This window comes from Delftia sp. 11MD (assembly GCF_050907895.1).
Taxonomy (GTDB): Bacteria; Pseudomonadota; Gammaproteobacteria; order Burkholderiales; family Burkholderiaceae_C; genus Comamonas; species Comamonas tsuruhatensis.
Window position 1 is genome coordinate 4,073,233 of the sequence record NZ_CP194333.1, and the last position, 17,152, is coordinate 4,090,384.

Here is a 17,152-nt window from a genome sequence, read left to right on the forward strand (position 1 = left end):
CGTTACAACCGGCCGGCTCCTGAAGTCCTGTGCGGCATTCAAGGAGACCGACCTTTTCGCCAGCTACGCCTTCAGAAGCGGTGATGCAACGTGATCTCCGCGCGCCGCCCCTCGCCCACCAGCCACTGCGTCGTGGTGTAGTAGGCCGTGGAGAAATAGTGCTTGTCCAGAACGTTGAACCCGCGCAGCGTCAGCGTGGTATCTGCAGTGGCCTTCCATTGCAGTGCCATATCGAAGGTGGTGTACGCCCCCAGCTTCAAGGTATTGGCGTTGTCGGCATAGCGTTTGCCGACATGGCGCAGCCCTCCTGACAGTGTCCAGTTCGAAGCGAGGTTCCAGCCCACCCAGACATTGGCGACACGTTCAGGCACGTCGGTGGGCACGTTGCCATTGCGGGACACGGTGACGCCGCCAACCGACTCGCTGAAGTCGTCGTACCGCGCCTTGAGCAAGGCCACGTTGGCATCCAGCCGGACCGTCTTGGCGACCTGCATCGACAGGGTGCTCTCCATGCCTTTGGATGACCGCTGCCCCACCTGGATGCGCAGCGCGGGGTTGGCAGGGTCACGCGTGAGCAGATTGTTCTTGGTGATGGAGTACATCGCCAGCGTCCAGTCGCCCTTGCCTTCCCAGAACGATTGCTTGAGGCCGATTTCGAACTGCCGCCCTGTGGACACGTCGAAAGCGGCGTTGGCGGCAGACAGCATCAGCAGGCCGCTCACCGGATCCGCCGCCTTGGATGCCTGGGCATACAGTGACAGGCCGGGGTGGAGTTGGTAGACCGATCCCAAGCGCCACCCCGCATTGGAGTAGCTGCGCTTGAAGGCCTGCGTACCAGCCACCAGGTCCTGGCGCGAGAGATTTGCATGGTCAAACCGCGCACCTGCCACCAATGACCAGCGGTCCGTCATCTCCAGGCGGTCCTCGGCGAACAGCGCATATTGCTCGGCCTTGTTGCGATAGCGGGGAATGAAGGGAATGGAGCTGGTGTATTGACCGGGATCGGGGTTGTAGGGGTCCACCGGACCGGAGCTGCCCGCATAGGTGTTGTTGGAATGCCGGAATGCCGCGTGGTTGACATCGAAGCCCAGGGACACCTGGTTCTTGCGGCCGAAGAGACTGCCGCTGAAGGTCGCATCCGTGGTGTTGCCGGTCTGCGTCTGGTCATGGGCGATCTCGGTGTTTCCGGATCGGTCGATCAGGCCGGTGGAGGCGTTGTACAGGTAGGTCTCGGCGTTGCGCCAGTAGCGGTCGCTGGCTATGTGATAGAGCTTGCTGCGCACGATCACGTTGCTGGAGGGCGTCCATTGCGCCGCCAGTTCGGTCCAGCGGTCCTTGTACTGGATGCGGCTGTCGGCCACGTTGTAGTTGCGTTCGCGTACCGCCGGATCCTGAACTCCATTGATCAACGGCGTGCCGAAGTAGCGCATGGGCTTTTGCCTGCCCAGCGCGTGGGACAGTTGCACGCTGAAGTCCTGCACCGGATCCCATCGCAAGGCTGCGGAGAGGGTGCGGTTGCTGCAATCACCCCGGTCAACCCATCCGTCGGCGCGGTCGCCACTGGCATCCAGGCGGTAGGACCAGTGCTCATCGATTGCGCCGCCGCTGCCAAAGGCCAGGCCGCGTTTTCCGTCGGTGCCTACCGTGGCCTGGACCTCGTTGCGTATCGGACTGCGCGTGGGCTTCTTGGGAATCACATTGATGACCCCGCCAATGGCGCCATCGCCATAGATCACGGAAGCCGGTCCACGCAGCACTTCGATGCGGTCTACGGACCAGGTGTCGAAGGGAAAACTCACGCCCACACCGCCATATTGGCGAGTGCCGTCATACAAGCGCATGACCGATGTGGTGTCGGTGAAGCCCCGTGCCGACAGCGAACTGCCGCTGTTGCCCGGATGCCCCAGGCTGGTGATACCCGTGGAGCGGGTGATTGCATCGACCAGCGAAGTGTCGCCCCTGGCCTGCAGTTGCTCGCGCGTGATCACTTCGACACTGGCGGGCGTATCGCGTGCGCTGAGATCCAGTCGGCTGCCGGTGGCCAGCGGGCGCTCCAGGGCGCTGTCGCCGGATGAGCGCACGGTAATGGTGTCCAGGGTTGTGGAGGCCTGTCCCCAGCTTGCCGAGCAAGCGAACGCCATGGGGAGCAACACCACGGCCCGGGTCTGGCGAGAACGTTGCAAAAAGATGGACGAAGAAGTGTGAACGATGCCTTCGGGCATCGCGGGGCCAATGGAACGGGTCATGAGCGATTTGCGTGCAAGTGAGACCTGCCGTGCCCCACAAGGCCCGGCGGCGAAGGTGAGGCAGGCATCGGGGCCCGCCGCACAAGGCTTAAACGCGCGCCGGCGGACCTCTGGGCGGAAGCGGTGCCCCCACCAGCGCGGCAATGCGCGCCGACTCCACGGGCTGCACCGCCAAACCCAACGGCTGCGGCTGTTCAAACTCCGGCGAAGGATGAAGCAAGGCAGGCGTGACCACCAGGCACAAAGGACAGTCGAGCGAGTGGTGCGTGCCGGCACTCGCCTGTCCTTCGTCATCCAGAACGACCACCTGCATGCTGCCATTGCCCGTGCAAACCACTTCCAGGGAGCGCGGGTGCACGATGGGCGACGCCACGGCCATCGCCAATGCCAGCATGAACCACGCCAAAGCAAGGCGGGGCAGCATCAGGCAGTTGCGCAAGGTTTGCATGCGTACGCATTATGGGGGGCCATCGCCTGTTGAGCGAGGCAACTGCCTGGCAAGCTGTTGTGAGTTCCCTGCAAAACTGCCTTGCCATCCGCCGCCTTCAAGCGGCGGCAGCGCCTTGACCAAGATCAACCGGGCCGGATCTGCATCCGCCATTGCGCAAGAAGGTTGCTGTCGGTCCGATATCGCCGCCATAATCGCGGGCTATGCACACCCTTCGCACATCGTCATTCTGGAAGCGCCTCGCCCTGGCGTGGTTCCTGCTGACGCTGGGTGTTGCGGGCGCTTCGCCCTTCGTGAACCCCAAGACCATGGAGTTCATCTGCTCCAGCGGCGGAGCCATCACCATGGTGGTTCTTGACGACGAGGGCCAGGCCCAGGCGCCAGGTCAGCACACGCTCGATTGCTCGATGTGCCTGGCCCCTGCATTGCCTCTGCCGCCCGTCAGCCTGGCGGTTGCACAACCCCATCCTCTGGCGGCAGCCCTGCATCCGTTTGCAGCGGCCCATATCGCAGCCCTGGTCGGCGCGCCGCTTCCGCCCCGCGGGCCTCCCGCACAGGCCTGATTCCCTCGCATCGATAGCGCGGCTGCCTTGGCCGCGACACCATGGCAAGGCCTTGCGCCACGCCGGTTGCGAGGTCATTTCCTGGCCTGCCCCAAGCCCCCAATGCGCCCGCCTGTGACCAGGCCGGCGGTGCGGCGCACGGGCAACGGCCTGCCCTGGATCGTCCAACAATGATTTGCGCAGTTCAGACGGACTGCGTGCACACCCATGCTTGCCCAACGCTTCACCTGCATTCCGGCCGTTTTCCACAGGTCCTCCATCGCCTCGGCCCTTCTCACACTGGCTGCCGGCGCGCATGCCCAGGAGCCTCGGATGGCCCCCGTCACCGTCAATGCCCGCCCCGTGGTGGAAGAGATGGAGCTGGATGCGTTTTCCTCCAACTCGGCCGTGATCGCCCAGGACCAATTGCGCGACCAGAACGCGGTGGACCTGGCCTCGGCCCTGCGCCGCACGCCCGGTCTGCAGATCTCGCGCTACAACCCCGTGGGTGCCTTTGGCGGCGATCAGGGCGGCGCCGTCTATATCCGCGGCATGGGCGTGAGCCGGCCCGGCAGCGAGATCAAGACCTATGTGGACGGCGTTCCGTTCTACATGGGACTGTGGAGCCATCCCCTGCTGGACCTGCTGCCCGTCAACGGCATGCAGTCCATCACGGTCTACAAGAGCCCGCAGCCCCAGGTCAATGGCAACAACTTCGCCTCCATCGACTTGCTCACGCGCCGCGCCACCGAGGACGGCGTGCACGGGGATGCCAGGATCTCGGCGGGCTCCTACGGCACCCTCACCGAACAGGCCAGTCTGCTGGGCAGAAGCGGCAACCTGGATTGGAGCCTGGCCCAGGGCTTTGCGCGCTCGGACGGCCACCGCGCCAATGCGGATGGCCGGCTCAGCAACCTCATGGGGCGCATTGGCTACAGGCTGGGTGCGAACTGGTCGGTGGCGGCCAGCTTCCTGCAGGTGGACAACAAGGCCAGGGACCCTGGCGACGCACGGCTTGCCGCTGCGGCGCAAGCCCCCCAGTACAACACCAAGGCCAGCATGTTCAGCAGCTCCGTGTCCCACGTGCATGGTGACTGGCGGGGCGAGCTCAAGCTGTACAGCAACCATGGCCGTGGCGACTGGCTGGACCAGCCCGCGCCGGACGGCGACAGCATCAACAAGTTCCGCATGAGCGGCCTGCGCTGGAAAGAACAGTTCTCGCCCTGGAAGGGGGCCACCGTCACTGCCGGCCTGGACCATGACCGCATTTCTGGCGATGCCTCTTTCAACCGCGTCGCACCAGCGCCGCAGGGATTTTTCCAGGCGCCCACCTTCAGGATCACCTCCCCCTATGCGGGACTCAGCCAGGAGATCCCGCTGTCGGCGACATGGAGCCTGGTGCCCTCCGCCGGCCTGCGCATGTACGACCACAGCCAGTTCAGCTCCAAGGCGGCCCCCCATGCGGGCCTGTCGCTGGCCTCGGAGCAGTTCACCGTCTACGCCAACCTGTCGCGCGGCATCAACTACCCCGGGCTGGAGACGCCGCTACTGGCATCGCTGATTCCGGCCCTGGGCTCCACGTGGCAGCAGCTGTCCGCCGAGGAGATGGACCACGCCGAACTGGGCTTCAAGTGGACGCTGTCGCAGGCCACGCAGCTTGAGGCCAGCATCTTCCACGACAAGGTCAAGAACCGCTATGTCTTCGGCTTTCCGCCCAATGTCCCGCCCCCGCCGCAGTTCATCAACCTGGGCGGCTACACCATGCGCGGCATGGAGCTGTCGCTGCGCCAGGCGCTGGGCGGCGGCTGGTCGGGCTTTGCCGGCCTGACGCTGCTGGACCCCAGCATGGACAACCTGCCCTACAGCCCGCGCCGCGCGCTGACGCTGGGCGTCAATGGCAAGGCCGGCCCGGTGCGGGTCGCCTTCGATGCGCAGTACCAGTCGGCAGTCTGGGCGCTGAGCCGCGCGCGGGGCGCCGATGCCGCCAACACCGAGCGCGTGGCCGGCTTTGCCGTGGCCAACCTGCGAGTGGCCTATCCGGTGCCTGCGCTGGGCAGCAAGGGAGAGGTTTTCCTGGCCGTGGAGAACCTGTTCGACCGCAACTACGCCTATCGCCCCGGCTACCCCATGCCCGGCCGCTCGGCACAGATCGGCGTGGCGGCCAGCTTCTGATCCCCCGCCCGCACAGCCCGCACAAGGAGCACGCATGAGACATCTTTCTTTGAGCAGCATCGCCCTGTCGATGGCCCTGGTCCTGGGCCTGCCCGCCATGGCGGCGGCCTCGGGCGCGACGCCCCCCGCCACGGCCGGATCGGCTGATGCGGCGGCCATCCGCAGCGTCATGATGGCCACCTGGGACAAGCCCGAGGCCAGGCTGGAGGTAGCACCCATCTCCATCGAAGGCGGCCATGCGGTCGCCGGATGGATACAAGGCGATCGCGGTGGCCGGGCCCTGCTGCGGCGCGACGCGCACGGCCAATGGCTGGTGGCCGTCTGTGGCGGCGATGGACTCAAGGACCCCAAGATGCTGGCAATGGCTGGCCTGTCTGCATCGGCCGCGCGCAGCCTGGCCAGCAAGGTCGTGCAGGCCGAGTCCGCCATGCCCGCCCCGCGCCGCGCCCTGCTGTCCCTGTTCGACGGCATGGTCCATATGGACGCGCAGGGCCAGCATCCCCCATCCGCACATCCGGCCCATTGAGCCGATCGCCTCCTCCACACCATCCACCGTCCGCCTCACGTGATGTCTGTCTCCCTCTCCTTCTCGCGCAGCCCGCTGGCCCTGTCCATCGCCCTGGCACTGGCCTCGGCGGCCCATGCCCAGGGCCTGGCCGCCCCCCAACCGTTGAGCCAGGACGACTCCGCCCTGACGCTGGGCACCATCAGCATCACCTCCAAGGCCTCCGGCCCGCTGTCCACGCGCAGCGTGTTCAGCTCCGTGGACATCGTGGGCGCGGACATCCTCGAGAACGAGCATGTGGACTACAGCTGGGAGCTGCTGTCCAAGGCGCCCGGCGTGCAGGTCACGCAGTTCAAGCAGGGCACGGATGCCGGGCGCTTCTCCTTCCGGGGCTTCAATGGCGAAGGCCGCATCAATGCGGTCAAGCTGCTGATCGATGGCATCCCCAGCAATGACAACGCCGGGGGCATGCCCTTTCTGGACGCAGTCTTCCCGCTGGACATCGAGGCCATCGAGATCGTGCGCGGCACCAATGACGCGCGCTACGGCCTCAACAACATCGCCGGCAATGCCAACGTGGTCACCCGCACGGGCGGCAACGAGGGCCGTGCCAGCGTGACCGTGGGCAGCTTCGGCACCAAGGAGTTGCAGGTGTCCAAGGGCATCGAGAGCGGCAGCTGGAGCCAGAACTATTTCCTGGCCTGGCGCGATTCGGATGGCTACCGGGACCATGCCGATGCCCGCAAGCTGTCCCTGTCCGGCAAATGGTTCTACACCTCGGACGATGGCCGCTGGCGCACCGGCGTGATCGCGCGCTACTACCGCAACAAGGCGCTGGAGTCGGGCTACCTCAGCTACGAAGAAGCCATCAAGGCGCCGCGTAGCTCCCCGGCCTACGCGGCGGCCGACCGTGGCGAGCGGGAAACCGGCCAGCTCAGCGCCCACCTGGATGGCGAACTGACGCCCGAGCTGTCGCTGTCCGCCAAGGTCTACGCCAACCAGTACGAGAACCAGCGCTGGGTACGCTTCTCGGCAGCGGGATCGCAGCAGGAACGCTACAACGACGAGCAGCAGCAAGGCGCCATCACCACCCTGACCTGGCGCCCCAAGGTGGCCTGGGCGCATGAATTCACGCTCGAAGGCGGTCTGGACGCCCAGCGGCAAAGCAACCTGGGCCAGCGCTACCGCACCACGGAGCGCGTGCGGACCTCGCAGTTCCGCGACTGGGACTTCGACCTCCATACGCAGGGCGCCTATGTGCAGGCCGTGATCCGCCCCATCGAAGCCCTGCGGATCATCCCGGCGCTGCGCATTGACGACGTGGATGGCCACTTCATCGACCGCCTGGCCGGCACGCGCGCGCCCGTGCATGACTACGGCCTGATCAAGCAGCCCAAGATCAGCATCGCCTACACCCTGAGCCAGCAGGCCAGCGTCTACGCGAACTGGGGCCGGACCTTCCAGATCGGCTCGGGCATCGACGCCTACCGCACGCAGGATCGCAACCTCAGGCCCTCCATCAATGATGGCTGGGAAGCGGGCGTCAAGTTCTCTCCCCTGCCCTGGCTCAACGGCCGCGTGGCCTACTGGGAGCAGCGCGCCTCGGGCGAGGTGGCCCGGGTGCTGGGCGTGGACGGCCTGCCCGACCCGGGCGGCCTGGGCAACGTGGGCAAGACGCTGCGCAAGGGCTACGACATACAGCTCAACATGAAGCCCCATGCCCGTACCACCGCCTGGATCGCCTACTCCCACCAGTTGGCGCGCATCACCGCGCCCGACCCCAGCGCACCCGCCACCCTGGGCAAGGAAATCGAGAACGTGCCGCACTACCTGGTCTCGGCCGGCATGGACTGGCAGGCCACGGACCGGCTGAAGCTGTCGGCCTGGGGCAATGCCCAGGGCGACTACTACCTGGAGCGCACCAATACCCAGGGCCGCGCAGGCAAGTTCGCCGTGCTGAACCTGGGTGCCAGCTACCGGCTCTCGGACACCATGGACCTGGGCCTGCAGGTCAAGAACGTCACCAACCGCAAGTACGTCTACGCCTGGTATGACAGCGGCTCCTCGGGCTACTCGCCCGCCGACGGGCGCGGCGTCTATGCCAGCATGAACCTGCGCTTCTGATGGACACCTTCCAGCCGTCCACCGCACCAGTCGCGTACCAGTCGCGCACCAGGCACGCACCCGACACACACGACATTTTTGCCAACGAAGGAGAAACCCATGAAACGCCACGTCCGTTTGCTTGCCCTCGCCGCCGCCATGATCAGCGGATTCGCCAATGCCCAGGTCAGCGTCAGTGATGCCTGGGTGCGCGCCACCGTGCCGCAGCAAAAGGCCACCGGCGCCTTCCTGAAACTGCAGGCCGCCCAGGACAGCAAGCTCGTCGCAGCGACTTCGCCCCTGACGCCGGTCGTCGAAGTCCATGAGATGGCCATGCAGGACAACGTGATGAAGATGCGCCAGGTGCCGTCCATCGCCCTGCCGGCAGGCAAGACCGTGGAGCTCAAGCCCGGCGGCTACCACGTGATGCTGCTGGACCTCAAGCAGCAGGTACAGGAAGGCCAGACCGTGCCCCTAACCCTCATCATCGAAGGCAAGGACGGCAAGCGTGAATCCGTTCAGGTGCAGGCGCCCGTACGCCCGCTGGCCACCAAGGCGGCGCCCTCGGGCCACGATCACAAGCACTGACACAGGGCCCATGCGCTGCAGCAGCCTCCGCATCAAGCGCTGGGTGGCCTTCGGGCCACCCGCCTGGCCGTGGGCGTTGCCGGGCGCACGACAGCGGCGCGACCAGGGCCGGCGCTTTGCCGCCTGGATGGCTGCGGCGCTGCTGTTCGCCTTTGTGCACCCTGCCCTGGCGATGGTGCTGGCATCGGGCCAGGGCAGTGGCGACCCGCTGGCGCGGCTGGCCATGGAAGTCTGCACGCCCCTGGGCCTGCAGCAGGCGCAACCGGCATCTGCTGCGGGGGAGCCTGAAGCCAAGGAGCAGACCACGGCAGCCGGCCAAGCGCATTGCCCGCTGTGCCGGGTCGTGGGCGATGCCCCTCCTGATGTGTCCCGCGCGGACCTGCGCTTTGCCGCGCCGCCGCCTCCCACCCCGCTGCCGCCCCAGGCCCTGCGCCCGCGGGACACCGTGCTGCGCGTGGTGCTGAGCACTCCCCCCAGGGCGCCTCCCCTTCCCTGAAGCCCGAAAGGGCCGCACGGGCGGCATGCCGTCGCCCATTCCCCAAATCCTCTCCCATGCCAAGCCGCGACCCGTGTCGCAGCCTGCAGGGTTACCCACGCCTGCGCGCCACCATGGCCCCAGCGCAGGCACCAAGAAACCGTTTACCCATGCGTACCACTTACTTTGACAACTCCCGCTTTCCCCTCGCCCTGATCGCCACCGCGCTGCCGCTGCTGCTGGCCGCCTGCGGTGGCGGCGGAGGCGGTGACAACGGCCAGCCCACCACGCCCACCACGCCCACGGGCCCCCAGCCCGTGGCCATCGAGTTCGCCGCCAAGGCCGGCAACCTGCCCGCCAAATGCGGCACTCCCATCGCCGGCATGGGAACCACCCAGGCCACGGTGGACCTGCATGACCTGCGCTTTTACGTGAGCGGCGTCTCGCTGATCAATGACAAGGGCGAGGCCGTGGCCGTCACCCTGGACGTCAACGACTGGCAGACCAAGGAAGTGACGCTGATCGACCTGGAGGACGGCACCGGCGCATGCGCCGACGCAGGCACGCAGGCGCAGAACACGCAGGTCCGGGGCACGGTGCCCGCAGGCACGTACAAGGGCATCAGGATGACCGTGGGCGTGCCCTCCTCGGTCAACCACACCGACTATGCCGTCGCGCCCAAGCCGCTCGATGTGCAGGCCCTGGCCTGGTCCTGGCAGGCCGGCCGCAAGTTCGCCCAGATCGAGGTCAACCCCGTGGGCGGCGTGACCCGCCCCGCGCCGGCCGCCCCCGGCAAGACCTTCTACGTGCACCTGGGCTCCACCGGCTGCACGGGCAACCCCGTGACCGGCGAGACGGTCAGCTGCGCGCGTCCGGACCGCATGGATTTCGGGTTCGGCGATTTCAATGCCGGCACCCAGAAGGTGGTGCTGGACATTGCGCAGCTGCTGCAGGGCTCGAACGTCAAGGAAGACCTGGGCGGCGCCGCCGGCTGCATGTCCGGGGCCACCGATCCGGAATGCGTGCCCATCTTCAGCGCGCTCAAGATCGATCTGACCACGGGCCGCTCCATCAATGAAGGCAGCGGCCAGACCGTGTTCCGTACCGAGGCCAAGTAATGCACAAGCCCCATTCGCTTCGGCGGGTGGCGGCATGGACCGCCGCCCTGTGCGGCCTTGCCGGGGCCATCGCCCTGGCGGGCTGCGGGGGCGGCGACACCGCCGTCCACGATGACTCCGGCAGCAGCACGGGCTGGTCCTGGGCGCTGCCCTCCTTTTTCCCCACCCCCAAGGTGCCCGACACCAATCCCATGACGGCGGAGAAGGCCGAGCTCGGCCGCTTTCTGTTCTATGACAGGCGCCTTTCGGGCAACGGCACGCAGGCCTGCGCGAGCTGCCACATACAGTCCAAGGCCTTCACCGATGGCCTGACGACATCACTGGGCTCCACAGGGCACGCACATCCGCGCAACGCCCAGAGCCTGGCCAACGTGGTCTACAACGCCACGCTGACCTGGGCCAACCCCTCGCTGGTCACGCTTGAAAAGCAGATGGAGACGCCGCTGTTCGGCACGGACCCGGTGGAGATGGGCGTCAACGACAACAACAAGGAGGAAATCCTCGCGCGGCTGGCTGCCGACACCGGCTACGGCCCGCGCTTCGCCAGGGCCTACCCGGGCCAGGCAGCGCCCATCACCTGGGGCAATGTGATCCACGCCATCTCGGCATTCCAGCGCACCATTCTTTCGGGCAACAGCAAATATGACCAGTACCTCAAGGGCAGCACGGCACTGAACCCGGCCGAGCAGCGCGGCATGAACCTGTTCTTCGGCGAAAAGGCCGAATGCTTCCACTGCCACAGCAGCTTCAACTTCAACGACCAGATCGTGCACGCGGGCAGCCGCATCGTCGAGACCCCGTTCCACAACACGGGCCTCTACAACATCGGCGGCACCGGCGCCTTCCCCGAACCCAACCGGGGCGTCTACGAACTGACCCAGCTCTTCAAGGACATGGGCAAGTTCCGCGCGCCCAGCCTGCGCAATGTGGAAGTCACCGGCCCCTACATGCATGACGGCAGCATCGCGACGCTGGAGGAAGTGCTGCAGTTCTATGCGGCCGGTGGCCGCAACATCACCTCCGGCCCGCATGCCGGCGACGGGCGCGCCAACCCCAACAAGAACGACTTCATCAACCAGATCGCCCTGACGGCCGACGACCGCGCCGACCTGCTGGCCTTTCTCAAAACCCTCACGGACCATGAGCTGCTCACCAACCCCAGGCTCGCCGATCCCTTTGCACGGCAGGCAGGCCAATAGCATGCAACGCACCTTCCTCGCGCAACGCACACCGCTGGCGGCAGCCATCGCCATCGCCTTGTCGGCAGGCAGCGCCGCCGCGCACACCCTGGATGACGGCATACCGCAGACCAACGGCCTGCGCATCGACATGGCGGCGGTGGCCGCCTATCTCCATGGCGATTCCACCTTGCCGGCGCCCAAGCTGGCCGGCACGCTGGGCCTGGGCGACACGCCTGACGACCAGCGCGGCTGGCGGCTGGAGCATGGCACCCTGGGCGCCGGCCTGCGCGTATCTCCCCAACTGGGGGCCAACATCGCGATGGGCTGGCACGACAGCGACCCAGCCCACGTGGAGGCCGCCTGGATGGAAGCGCGCAGCGGCTCAGACGCCGAGCTGACCCTGGGCGCAGGCCGCAACCGCGTGCCCATGGGGCAGGTGCTCACGCGTGCCGGGCACTTCGACCGCTACGGCCAGATGCCGCTGGCCAAGCGGGCGGCCTTCAACGGCGACTGGATCGAGGATGGCATCAACGCCGCCTGGCGTCCCCACCTGCAAGGCGCCATGTCCTGGCTGCAGGGCATTGACCTGGGGCTTTGGCGCGCCCGGCGCTTTCCCGGCAGCGACAACGCCGCCTGGGCGCCCGTCGTGCATGCCAGCGCCGCCTGGACCTCGGTGCAGGCAGACGTCTTCTACAGCCGGATGCAGCCCAAGGGCCGCGGCGCCTATGTACAGCGCTCCAACAGCGGCCACATCCACACGGCGCCACAGTGCAACGCCAGCCTGCGCGACATCACCTGCTTCGACGGCACCGTGGACCTGGCCGGGGCCAGCGCCACCTGGACCACGCCGTTGCTCGGCGTCCAGCTCACCGCAGCAGGCATCTGGCGGCGCGAAAGCGGAAGCCTCTATTCCCAGAACGGCGACACCCGCTACCAGGGCCGCACCCTGGGCGGCTGGCTGGAGGTGCTCTGGCAGCCGCACGCGCACTGGGAATTCGGTGCCCGCCAGGAATGGCTCAGAAGCACCAATCGCGTCAGCGGGCCGGGCGCCCTGCTGGTGGCCACGGACGCCAACCTGCTGCCCAACAACCCATCGCGCCGCTTCACGGCCATGGCCGGCTGGCGCCCCGTCAAAAGCGTTCTGATCGCGCTTGAAGCCGGGCGCGAGCACATTGCCGGCAAAGGCCATACGGTGGCAGGCCTGCGGCTGATCTGGACCCCCGATGCCCTGTTGGAAAGGAACTGGAAATGACCACGATGCTTCGCCGCCAGGCGCTTGGAATGCTGCTGGGCATGGGCTGTGCCCTGGCACTGCCGCTGACGGCACGGGCCCATGACTTCCGGGCGGGAGACCTGGTCATAGACCACCCCTACGCCACGCCCTCCATCGCCGGCTCCAGCAACGGGGCGGCGTATTTGCGGGGGATCAGGAACAAGGGAAAGAACGCCGACCGGCTCATCGGGGCCAGCACGCCAGCGGCCGCACGCGTGGAACTGCATGAGATGAAGATGGAGGGCGACATCATGCGCATGCGCGAAGTGCCCTTCATCGAACTGCCCGCAGGCCAGGAGGTGCAGTTGCGCCATGGCCAGTCACACCACCTCATGCTGATCGATCTCAAGCAGCCCTTGCGCGAGGGTGATCGCTTCGATCTGACGCTGCAGTTCGAAAAGGCTGGCGAATACAAGGTCAAGGTCTGGGTGCAGCAACCCAAGCGCATGCCATCCAGACACCAACACCCGCATTGAACGGACATGCGGCAAGAGCCTTGCCCCACAAGGCGAGATGCAGCCATGAGCTGCTGCAACCGCCACCATGGGGCTTGCCGGCAGCTCAGTCTTCGTCCAGCGCCTCAAACCGCTCTGCCAGGAAATCCAGCAGCGCCCGCACGGCCGGCAGCAGCCCGCGCCGAGAGGCGAACACCGCATGGATGATCTCGCGCCGTGGCGCCCAGCCCGGGATGACGTGGACCAGTTCACCGCGCGCGATCTGCTCGCGCACCATCATCGAGGGCAGTTGCACCACGCCCACCCCCGCCAAGGCCGCCGCGCGCAGCGCCAGCATGCCGCGCGTGACCAGGCGCGGCCGGTGGCGGATGGCCGCCTGCGTGCCGTCCGGGCCGATCAGGTGCCACACATGCTCGTGCTGCGGCAGGCCCAGGTCCATGCTCGGCAGGCCTGCCAGGTCGGCGGGCACCTGGGGGATGCCGCCTGTCAGCAGCTGCGGGCAGGCCACCAGGCATTGACCGCGCTCGGCGAGCATGCGCATCACCAGGTCGCTGTCCTCCAGCGGCGGCGGGCGCACGCGGATGGCAACGTCGATTCCCTCGCCCACCACGTCCACGCGGCGGTTGGTTTCCTCGAGGTGGATCTCCACGCGCGGATACGCGGCCATGAAGGCCGCCAGCATGTCGGCGATGCGCGCATCGAGCAGCGCCACCGGGCAGGTCATGCGCACGATGCCGCGCGGCTCGGCGTGGGTCAGCGCGATGGCCTCGTCGGCGGCGTCGGCCTCCACCAGCATCGCCTTGCAGTGGCCGTAGTAGGTCTGGCCGGTCTCGGTGACGGCAAATCGCCGCGTGGAGCGCTGGATCAGGCGCGTGCCGAGACGCTCCTCCAGCTGCGCGATGCGCCGGCTCAGCTTGGATTTGGGCATCCCCAGCGCGCGGCCCGCGGGCGCAAAGCCGCCGTGGTCCACCACCTGCACGTAGTAGTAGAGGTCGTTCAGGTCTTTCATTGCACACCGCCTTCATCGTTCCTCAGATAGGACTCTGATGGCAAATATTAACGACTACCGCGTTCATCGTTCAAATCCTATTCTCTATCCGTCAGCCAAGACCTTTGTCTCGGCGACACAAGGAGATCAGCATGAAGAAAATCCTCGGTGTCTACAGCGCCCCCCGCATGCACTGGGTAGGCGACGGTTTTCCGGTGCGCTCGCTGTTCGGCTACGACGGGCTGGGCAAGCACCTGAGCCCGTTCCTGCTGCTTGACCACGCGGCGCCGACGCCCTTTGGGCCGACCGACCGGCCGCGCGGCGTCGGCCAGCACCCGCACCGGGGTTTCGAGACCGTGACCATCGTCTACCAGGGCGAGCTGGAGCACCGCGACTCCACCGGCGCCGGCGGCCTGATCGGCCCCGGTGACGTGCAGTGGATGACCGCTGGCGGCGGCATCCTGCACGAGGAATTCCACTCGCGCGCCTTCACCGAACGCGGCGGAACCATCGAGATGGTGCAGCTTTGGGTCAACTTGCCCGCCAAGGACAAACTGACCGCGCCGGGCTACCAGACGCTGCTGGATGCGCAGATTCCCTGGGCGGACCTGGCGGAAGGCGCGGGCCGTGTGCGGGTGATTGCCGGCGAGTTCGGCGGCCACCGCGGCCCGGCGCAGACCTTCACGGCGATGGACGTGTGGGACATCCGCATCCGCCATGGCGGCGTGGGCCGGTTCGACGCGAAGGACGGTCACACGCTGGCCCTGGTGGTGCTCCACGGCTCGGTGCTGGTCAACGGCGCCATCGCGCGGGAAGGACAACTGGTGCACCTGGAGCGCACCGGCAGCGGCGTGGAGATCGAGGGCAGCAGCGACGCCACCGTGCTGTGGCTGTCCGGCGAGCCCATCGATGAGCCGGTGGTGGGCTATGGCCCGTTCGTGATGAACAGCGAGGCCGAGATCCGTCAGGCCATGACCGACTTCAACAGCGGACGCTTCGGCCAGATGGCGCACTGAGCGCCGCAGGGCTCCCGCCGGGAGTCCTGCATGTTTCCCCCGACGCGGCTTTGTTCAGCCGGGGCCTGCTGCCCCGGTCGTGCACGGCTGCGCCTGAACCGCCCATCCCGGGCACTTTGCAACCCCAAGGAGATTCACCATGACCAAGCCCTACGTCCGCCTGGACAAGGACAACGCCGCCGTGCTGCTGGTAGACCACCAGACCGGCCTGCTCTCCCTTGTACGCGACATCGACCCGGACAAGTTCAAGAACAACGTGCTGGCGCTGGCCGACATCGCCAGCTATTTCAAGCTGCCCACCATCCTGACGACCAGCTTCGAGAACGGCCCCAACGGACCGCTGGTGCCGGAGCTCAAGAGCCAGTTTCCCCAGGCGCCCTACATCGCCCGGCCCGGCAACATCAACGCCTGGGACAACGAGGACTTCGTCAAGGCCGTGAAGGCCACGGGCAAGAAGCAACTCATCATCGCCGGCGTGGTGACCGAGGTGTGCGTGGCCTTCCCGGCACTGTCGGCCATCGAGGAAGGCTTCGACGTCTTCGTGATCACTGACGCCTCCGGCACCTTCAACTCCATCACCCGCGATGCGGCGTGGAATCGCATGTCGCAGGCCGGCGTGCAACTGATGAGCTGGTTCGGCGCTGCCTGCGAACTGCACCGCGACTGGCGCAACGATGTGCAGGGGCTGGGCACTCTGTTTTCCAACCACATCCCCGACTACCGCAACCTGATCACGAGCCACACCACGTTCACCCAGGGCAATTGAGGAGAAGACCGTGAGCACACCCCAAACCATCGCCAACTTCAACGGCGCCCGCCCGGTCATCGATCCCGACAATGCGGCGATGCTGCTGATCGACCATCAAAGCGGCCTGTTCCAGACCATCAAGGACATGCCCTTCACCGAGGTGCGTGCCAATGCCACCACACTCGCCAAGGTAGCGACACTGGCGAAGATCCCGGTCATCACCACCGCATCGGTGCCGCAGGGTCCGAACGGCCCCTTGATCCCCGAGATCCACCAGTACGCCCCGCATGCCCGGTACGTTGCGCGCAAGGGCGAGATCAACGCCTGGGACAACCCGGAGTTCGTCGCTGCCGTCAAGGCCACCGGGCGCAGGCAGCTCATCATCGCGGGGACGATCACCAGCGTCTGCATGGCCTTTCCCAGCATCGCCGCGGTGCACGAGGGCTACCAGGTCTTCGCGGTGATCGACGCCTCGGGGACCTACTCGAAAATGGCGCAGGAGATCACGCTGGCGCGCATCGTGCAGGCTGGTGTCGTGCCGATGGACACGGCGGCGGTGTGCTCGGAGGTGCAAAAGACCTGGAACCGCGAGGACGCGTTGCAGTGGGCGCAGGCCTACAGCGCAGTCTTCCCGCCGTACCAGTTGCTGATCGAAAGCTACTCCAAGGCGCAGGAAGTGGCCAGGAACGGTGAGCAGCTGGATTCGCAACGCACCTGACTGCGGTAGCACGGCACGGGTACGAGGCCGCTTGCCCAAGGTGTCGGCGGCCATGGTGGAATTTGTGGATGAGGCGCAGGACTGAGACCCCGGCCCCGGTGGCGCTCAGCGCCAGCAGTCCTCCACCGTTCCCAGGGGCGATATGCCTTTCACGCCCAGGGCGTTCAGGGTGTAGTCGCCGCAGCGCCTGTCCGATGCCTGGCGGCCGGTGCGCGTGGCCTTGAGCGTGTAGCCGCCGTCATTGGCGGACGTGGCCATCGTCAGGGTGTAGTGGCCGTTCTCGGACTTGTCCCCCCAGGGCAGCCTGAGGTTGGCGACGGAGCTTGTGTAGCCGCCGTTCTGCGCCCGCCAGCGCTCCTGCCGGGCGGCGGCCTCGCCCAGCAGGCTTTGCGCTTCCACGCGCCGCGATCGCAGCACGTATTCCTGGTAGGAGGGGTAGGCGATCGCCGAAAGAATGGCGACCACCGCCACCGTGATCATCAGCTCGATCAGCGTGAATCCATGTAGCTTGCTGCGCACGCATTTCTCCTCGGGGGCCCGCAGGGCCAGCCAGACGGCCGGGGCCGGCAGGCCCCT

General features: G+C 66.8%; 17 protein-coding genes. 13 read left to right on the top strand and 4 right to left on the bottom strand.

The features are described from left to right. Nucleotides 1–71: 71 nt before the first annotated feature. A complete protein-coding gene (locus tag ACRSCF_RS18365) occupies nucleotides 72–2,246 on the bottom strand; it encodes a TonB-dependent receptor (protein ID WP_324622582.1) in 2,175 nt (724 codons plus the stop codon). An 88-nt stretch (nucleotides 2,247–2,334) separates the two neighbouring features. Continuing rightward, entirely contained in the window at nucleotides 2,335–2,694 is a 360-nt protein-coding gene (locus ACRSCF_RS18370) for a DUF2946 family protein (RefSeq protein WP_016452463.1), read from the bottom strand. A 203-nt stretch (nucleotides 2,695–2,897) separates the two neighbouring features. Between ACRSCF_RS18370 and ACRSCF_RS18375 the strand changes: the two genes are divergently transcribed. From ACRSCF_RS18375 to ACRSCF_RS18420, 10 genes are all read left to right on the top strand, one after another. Next, the gene (locus tag ACRSCF_RS18375) at nucleotides 2,898–3,257 is read left to right on the top strand and encodes a hypothetical protein (RefSeq protein ID WP_016445422.1); all 360 of its coding nucleotides are present in this window, start codon (nucleotides 2,898–2,900) and stop codon (nucleotides 3,255–3,257) included. Between the two features lie 312 nt (nucleotides 3,258–3,569). Continuing rightward, nucleotides 3,570–5,408: a TonB-dependent receptor gene (locus ACRSCF_RS18380; protein ID WP_034364998.1), complete on the top strand. Its 1,839-nt coding sequence runs from the start codon at nucleotides 3,570–3,572 to the stop codon at nucleotides 5,406–5,408. Nucleotides 5,409–5,442: 34 nt separating this feature from the next. Further along, nucleotides 5,443–5,934: a copper uptake system-associated protein gene (locus ACRSCF_RS18385; protein WP_016445420.1), complete on the top strand. Its 492-nt coding sequence runs from the start codon at nucleotides 5,443–5,445 to the stop codon at nucleotides 5,932–5,934. A 42-nt stretch (nucleotides 5,935–5,976) separates the two neighbouring features. After that, the gene (locus ACRSCF_RS18390; RefSeq protein WP_244386351.1) at nucleotides 5,977–8,037 is read left to right on the top strand and encodes a TonB-dependent receptor; all 2,061 of its coding nucleotides are present in this window, start codon (nucleotides 5,977–5,979) and stop codon (nucleotides 8,035–8,037) included. A gap of 99 nt (nucleotides 8,038–8,136) precedes the next feature. Next, a complete protein-coding gene (locus tag ACRSCF_RS18395) occupies nucleotides 8,137–8,604 on the top strand; it encodes a copper chaperone PCu(A)C (RefSeq protein ID WP_013803107.1) in 468 nt (155 codons plus the stop codon). Nucleotides 8,605–8,614: 10 nt separating this feature from the next. After that, nucleotides 8,615–9,100, top strand: a complete 486-nt coding sequence (locus ACRSCF_RS18400; protein WP_017404965.1) for a DUF2946 family protein — start codon at nucleotides 8,615–8,617, stop codon at nucleotides 9,098–9,100. A gap of 149 nt (nucleotides 9,101–9,249) precedes the next feature. After that, nucleotides 9,250–10,197, top strand: a complete 948-nt coding sequence (locus ACRSCF_RS18405) for an MbnP family copper-binding protein (protein WP_244386352.1) — start codon at nucleotides 9,250–9,252, stop codon at nucleotides 10,195–10,197. Then, nucleotides 10,197–11,396, top strand: coding sequence for a methanobactin export MATE transporter MbnM (locus ACRSCF_RS18410; protein WP_016445416.1), 1,200 nt, complete (start codon nucleotides 10,197–10,199; stop codon nucleotides 11,394–11,396). The genes ACRSCF_RS18405 and ACRSCF_RS18410 overlap by 1 nt, the downstream gene beginning before the upstream one ends. A gap of 1 nt (nucleotide 11,397) precedes the next feature. Then, nucleotides 11,398–12,630, top strand: coding sequence for a hypothetical protein (locus tag ACRSCF_RS18415; protein ID WP_016445415.1), 1,233 nt, complete (start codon nucleotides 11,398–11,400; stop codon nucleotides 12,628–12,630). Beyond that, nucleotides 12,627–13,127, top strand: a complete 501-nt coding sequence (locus tag ACRSCF_RS18420) for a copper chaperone PCu(A)C (protein WP_016445414.1) — start codon at nucleotides 12,627–12,629, stop codon at nucleotides 13,125–13,127. Before ACRSCF_RS18415 ends, ACRSCF_RS18420 begins: the two co-directional genes overlap by 4 nt. Nucleotides 13,128–13,212: 85 nt before the next feature. Here the strand turns inward: ACRSCF_RS18420 and ACRSCF_RS18425 are convergent, their stop codons facing one another. Then, complete coding sequence (locus tag ACRSCF_RS18425) at nucleotides 13,213–14,115, bottom strand: LysR family transcriptional regulator (RefSeq protein ID WP_016445413.1); 903 nt, start codon at nucleotides 14,113–14,115, stop codon at nucleotides 13,213–13,215. A 131-nt stretch (nucleotides 14,116–14,246) separates the two neighbouring features. Here ACRSCF_RS18425 and ACRSCF_RS18430 point away from each other — a divergent pair, with 131 nt between their 5' ends. From ACRSCF_RS18430 to ACRSCF_RS18440, 3 genes are all read left to right on the top strand, one after another. Then, nucleotides 14,247–15,110: a pirin family protein gene (locus ACRSCF_RS18430; RefSeq protein WP_016445412.1), complete on the top strand. Its 864-nt coding sequence runs from the start codon at nucleotides 14,247–14,249 to the stop codon at nucleotides 15,108–15,110. A gap of 139 nt (nucleotides 15,111–15,249) precedes the next feature. Next, the gene (gene ycaC, locus ACRSCF_RS18435; RefSeq protein ID WP_016445411.1) at nucleotides 15,250–15,876 is read left to right on the top strand and encodes an isochorismate family cysteine hydrolase YcaC; all 627 of its coding nucleotides are present in this window, start codon (nucleotides 15,250–15,252) and stop codon (nucleotides 15,874–15,876) included. A 10-nt stretch (nucleotides 15,877–15,886) separates the two neighbouring features. Next, nucleotides 15,887–16,576, top strand: a complete 690-nt coding sequence (locus ACRSCF_RS18440) for a hydrolase (RefSeq protein WP_016445410.1) — start codon at nucleotides 15,887–15,889, stop codon at nucleotides 16,574–16,576. A gap of 105 nt (nucleotides 16,577–16,681) precedes the next feature. On the opposite strand, the gene ACRSCF_RS18445 is transcribed toward ACRSCF_RS18440, so the two are convergent. Then, nucleotides 16,682–17,095 (bottom strand): type IV pilin protein, encoded by a 414-nt coding sequence (locus ACRSCF_RS18445; RefSeq protein WP_193584847.1) that lies wholly within the window; start codon nucleotides 17,093–17,095, stop codon nucleotides 16,682–16,684. Nucleotides 17,096–17,152 lie beyond the last annotated feature (57 nt).

Bases quoted from the DNA above. Each gene is read 5' to 3' on its own strand.
- ACRSCF_RS18365 (WP_324622582.1), bottom strand. From the start codon at position 2,246: ATGACCCGTTCCATTGGCCCCGCGATGCCCGAAGGCATCGTTCACACT.
- ACRSCF_RS18370 (WP_016452463.1), bottom strand. From the start codon at position 2,694: ATGCAAACCTTGCGCAACTGCCTGATGCTGCCCCGCCTTGCTTTGGCG.
- ACRSCF_RS18375 (WP_016445422.1), top strand. From the start codon at position 2,898: ATGCACACCCTTCGCACATCGTCATTCTGGAAGCGCCTCGCCCTGGCG.
- ACRSCF_RS18380 (WP_034364998.1), top strand. From the start codon at position 3,570: ATGGCCCCCGTCACCGTCAATGCCCGCCCCGTGGTGGAAGAGATGGAG.
- ACRSCF_RS18385 (WP_016445420.1), top strand. From the start codon at position 5,443: ATGAGACATCTTTCTTTGAGCAGCATCGCCCTGTCGATGGCCCTGGTC.
- ACRSCF_RS18390 (WP_244386351.1), top strand. From the start codon at position 5,977: ATGTCTGTCTCCCTCTCCTTCTCGCGCAGCCCGCTGGCCCTGTCCATC.
- ACRSCF_RS18395 (WP_013803107.1), top strand. From the start codon at position 8,137: ATGAAACGCCACGTCCGTTTGCTTGCCCTCGCCGCCGCCATGATCAGC.
- ACRSCF_RS18400 (WP_017404965.1), top strand. From the start codon at position 8,615: ATGCGCTGCAGCAGCCTCCGCATCAAGCGCTGGGTGGCCTTCGGGCCA.
- ACRSCF_RS18405 (WP_244386352.1), top strand. From the start codon at position 9,250: ATGCGTACCACTTACTTTGACAACTCCCGCTTTCCCCTCGCCCTGATC.
- ACRSCF_RS18410 (WP_016445416.1), top strand. From the start codon at position 10,197: ATGCACAAGCCCCATTCGCTTCGGCGGGTGGCGGCATGGACCGCCGCC.
- ACRSCF_RS18415 (WP_016445415.1), top strand. From the start codon at position 11,398: ATGCAACGCACCTTCCTCGCGCAACGCACACCGCTGGCGGCAGCCATC.
- ACRSCF_RS18420 (WP_016445414.1), top strand. From the start codon at position 12,627: ATGACCACGATGCTTCGCCGCCAGGCGCTTGGAATGCTGCTGGGCATG.
- ACRSCF_RS18425 (WP_016445413.1), bottom strand. From the start codon at position 14,115: ATGAAAGACCTGAACGACCTCTACTACTACGTGCAGGTGGTGGACCAC.
- ACRSCF_RS18430 (WP_016445412.1), top strand. From the start codon at position 14,247: ATGAAGAAAATCCTCGGTGTCTACAGCGCCCCCCGCATGCACTGGGTA.
- ycaC (WP_016445411.1), top strand. From the start codon at position 15,250: ATGACCAAGCCCTACGTCCGCCTGGACAAGGACAACGCCGCCGTGCTG.